The sequence below is a fragment of the Dietzia maris genome (assembly GCF_014144855.1).
Classification (GTDB): domain Bacteria; phylum Actinomycetota; class Actinomycetes; order Mycobacteriales; family Mycobacteriaceae; genus Dietzia; species Dietzia kunjamensis.
In genome coordinates this window covers 1-3,330 of record NZ_JAALDN010000173.1, presented here as the reverse complement: position 1 = coordinate 3,330, position 3,330 = coordinate 1, and the positions used below count along the sequence as shown (strand labels likewise).

3 protein-coding genes and 1 pseudogene are annotated in these 3,330 nt (G+C 70.6%); 2 read left to right on the top strand and 2 right to left on the bottom strand.

Annotated features, from left to right (window positions below; translation table 11 throughout):
* Window positions 1–142 precede the first annotated feature (142 nt).
* Together G6024_RS06390 and G6024_RS06385 are read left to right on the top strand one after the other, a co-directional pair.
* On the top strand, window positions 143–799 hold the full coding sequence (locus G6024_RS06390; protein WP_096905226.1) for a PH domain-containing protein: 657 nt from the start codon (window positions 143–145) through the stop codon (window positions 797–799).
* Window positions 796–2,499, top strand: coding sequence for a PH domain-containing protein (locus tag G6024_RS06385; protein ID WP_082924020.1), 1,704 nt, complete (start codon window positions 796–798; stop codon window positions 2,497–2,499). Before G6024_RS06390 ends, G6024_RS06385 begins: the two co-directional genes overlap by 4 nt.
* On the opposite strand, the gene G6024_RS06380 is transcribed toward G6024_RS06385, so the two are convergent.
* Both G6024_RS06380 and G6024_RS06375 read right to left on the bottom strand, forming a co-directional pair.
* Window positions 2,470–2,898, bottom strand: coding sequence for a hypothetical protein (locus tag G6024_RS06380; protein ID WP_235027784.1), 429 nt, complete (start codon window positions 2,896–2,898; stop codon window positions 2,470–2,472). The two genes, G6024_RS06385 and G6024_RS06380, sit on opposite strands and share 30 nt — an antisense overlap.
* Window positions 2,895–3,330 (bottom strand): annotated as a pseudogene (locus G6024_RS06375) (N-acetyl-1-D-myo-inositol-2-amino-2-deoxy-alpha-D-glucopyranoside deacetylase); the annotation flags it as partial. The gene G6024_RS06380 and the pseudogene G6024_RS06375, both read right to left, overlap by 4 nt.

The following is a 3,330-nucleotide window of genomic DNA, read 5'->3' as shown; positions in this document are numbered from 1 at the left end:
ACGCCGTGGGCCGGGGATCGGCGGGGTTCGGTGCGTGATCCATGCCCGTGATGATGCCCCACCTCGCGTGCGTGGCGAGCGGTCGGCGCTCCACGGGTGGTCAGGGGCCTGACGCGTCCTCCCGCCCACTAGTCTTACCGTCATGCCCGATCACGCAGTCCCCCTCCGCACGAACGGGGACCCCCTGGTGTCCAGCCCGGCCGCAGCCGACGGGGGTGCACACGCGCTCCGCGCGCCGCGCCCGACGCTCGACGAGCGGGACGCAGGCGGCGAACTGCCGGACACCGGCGATGCACTGCTGACGAACAACCGGGTGCTGGTCACCGCGCCGCGGCACCGGATCGAGAAGCGCACGCCGCTGCTCTTCGTGATCGAGGGGATCTGGTCCTGGGCGGTCCTCGCGGGCCTGCAGGTCGGCTGGTATTTCTGGGGCGACAACGTCATGGCGTTCTGGAACTGGGTGGCGCTGGCGGTGACGGTGCCGTTCGCGTTCATGGGCATCGTCGTGGCGCCGTGGTGGCGATACATCGTGGCCCGGTGGGACGTCTCGGACACGGCGGTGTGCTCACGCAAGGGGTGGTGGACCACCCAGTTCCGCATCGCGCCGCTGGCCCGTCTGCAGACCGTGTACACGACGCGCACGCTGTTCGAGCGGTGGTTCGGCCTGGCGACCGTCAACGCCTCCACCGCGTCCGCCCAGGGCACGGTGGAGATCCGCGGGCTCAACCTGGCCGACGCCGAGGCGCTGGCCCAGCACCTCATCGCGATCGCCAACCTGGACTCGGAGGACGGGACGTGACCGGGCCCGAGACGGCGGCCGGGGTGACGGCGGGGTCGGACGACGACCGGTACGACGACGACGACGAGGGCGTCACCTCCGCTGGCATCGCCCCGGCTCCGGAAGCCGAACCGGCGGAAGAGGTCCTCTCGGCCGACGAACCCGCGATCGGGGAGAAGATCGACCCGGAGGCCCCGTGGCAGCGCCTGTCCTGGCGCATGCTGCTCGTGTACCCGCTGGGCATGCTGACCCGTCTGCTCCCGCTGTTCCTCATCTCCCTGTGGTTGGGCTCCAACCGGAGCAACTACTGGTTCGAGATTATCGTGGTCTCGCTGGTGATCCTCAGCGGTGTCCTGCGGTGGCTGTCGACCAGCTATCAGGTCGGCCGCACCCACATCATCCTGAAGAAGGGCTTCTTCAGTCGACAGGTGGTCACTGTCGCCCGTCAGCGCATCCGGAGCGTCGACACCGAGTCCGACCTGTTCCACCGGGTCCTCAAGGTCTCGATCGTGGAGGTGGGGACCGGGCGGGCCGACTCCGGGAAGTCGGACGCCGAGCGGTTCCGCCTCGACGCCATCGACACCACACTCGTCGACCCGCTGCGGGACGAGCTCCTCAAACACCGACGCGCCATGGACCCCTCGCTCGACGTGGAGGACGAGGAACAGTGGGGGTCGAAATACGGGGAGGACATCGCCCGGTGGAAGGTCACCTGGTCGCGGTTCGCGCCGTTCTCCTTCATCGGGTTCGGCGTGCTGTTCTCCCTGTGGCTCATCACCTGGCAGATGGGCGACATGCACGACCGCATCATGGACCTGGCGGTGGTCGAGGGGACCATCGACTGGCTGGATTCACTGGGGCAACCCTGGGCGTTCGTCGGCAAGGGGGTCGCGATCTGGCTGGTCGCCGGGGTGCTGGCGATCATCACCTACGCCATCCGGTACGGCAAGTACGCGCTGACCGACCGGGGCCAGCTGCTCTACGTCCAGAACGGCATCCTGCGGCGCAAGCACATCGCCCTCGACAAGGCCCGGTTGCGCGGCGTGGAGATGCGGCTGCCGGTCTACCTGCGGATGCTCGGCGGCGGCCGGCTGGAACCCATCATGACCGGCACCAAGAAGGGCGCCACCGCGTCGACCCTGCTGCCGCAGGCGCCGATCGCGGACGTGCGTCGGGTGGCGATCCGCATCCTCGGAAACGAGACGCCGGTGACCGTCCCGCTGCGGCGGCACCCGTGGAAGGCCTCCCGTCGGCGGGTCACCCGGGGCCTGCTCCCGTTCTGGATCGTCGCCGGGATCATCGTGCTGGTGCGGATCGACTCGGGCCCGTCGGCGGACATCTGGGTGCACTGGGGCATCCCCGCCGCACTGGTGTTCTTCGTGGTGCTGTCGGTGGACCGTATCCGCATGCTCGGACACGCGCTACTGCCGGAGGTGTTGGTGACCTCGAACGGGTCGTGGACCGCCAAGCGATCCGTTCTCGAGGCGGACGGGATCATCGGCTGGACCGTCACCCAGTCGGTGTTCCAGCGCACGGCGCGCGTCGCGACCGTCTCCGCGGCCACACCGGCCGGGAACGGCGTCTACTCGGTGGTCGACATCGACGCCGACGAGGCGTGGGCGCTCGCCGAGGCGCTGACGCCGGGGATCACCGACGTGTGGCACCACACCGGAGAGCCCGGGGGCCGTGTCTCACCGTCGATGGGCGTCCGACGCGGGTGACGGCCACAGCGTGGCCATCCACAGCGGGACCAGACCCCCGAACACCAGGAGCGCGAGCCCGCGCAGTCCGATCGGCACGGGCATGTCTCCCCCGGGGCCCAGATTGATCGCGACCAACGTGAGGATCCAGACGAGGGCGGGGAACGCCGCCACGATCTTCCGCTGCGACCACATCGACCCGACCCACACCAGGAACAGCGACCACGCCCCGGCGGCGAGGACACTGATCGGGACCGGCACGAGACCGACATACATGGTCAGCCACGCCGAGGCGAGCACGCAGCTTGCCACCGCACCGATCGCGAGCAGCACCAGCGCAGTCCCCAACTCGGCGACGGAAGCCGCCCGCGCACGCGGTACCACGGAGGCCCCCTGCGCGCCCTGCGCCGCGGCCGTCACGGTCGCTCCCCGCCCAGCCCGTCGAGCAGATGCGCGGACCCGGCCGGGCACGTGACGTACGGGCCGTCGTCCTCGGCGCGGTCACGGGCGATGTACCACTCCACCTGGGGGACGGACTGCAGGACCCCGTTGGTCAGGGCGAGGAACCAGGGCTCCCCCTCGGGGCCGGGCACCAGCTCGAGCTGGGTGGCGTGTCCGGTCAGGGCGGCCAGTTTGGCGGCGTAGTCGGCGTCGTCCAGCGGGACGCGGTGGGTCAGCCTCGAGTCCGGGACGGACGGCAGTTCGCCGGACTCCGGGTGCCGCAGGTGCGCGGGCGGCGCAGGGTGGGTCCGGGTGGTCTCCGACCGCGCGGTGACCGTCCAGGCCACGCGCTCCGGCCGGTGGGCGGCGTCCTCGATGGCGGCGTGCACCACCTCGTGGGCCCGGATGTGG

Excerpts from the sequence above, each read along its gene's own strand:
- G6024_RS06390 (WP_096905226.1), top strand. The coding sequence starts at position 143 with ATGCCCGATCACGCAGTCCCCCTCCGCACGAACGGGGACCCCCTGGTG.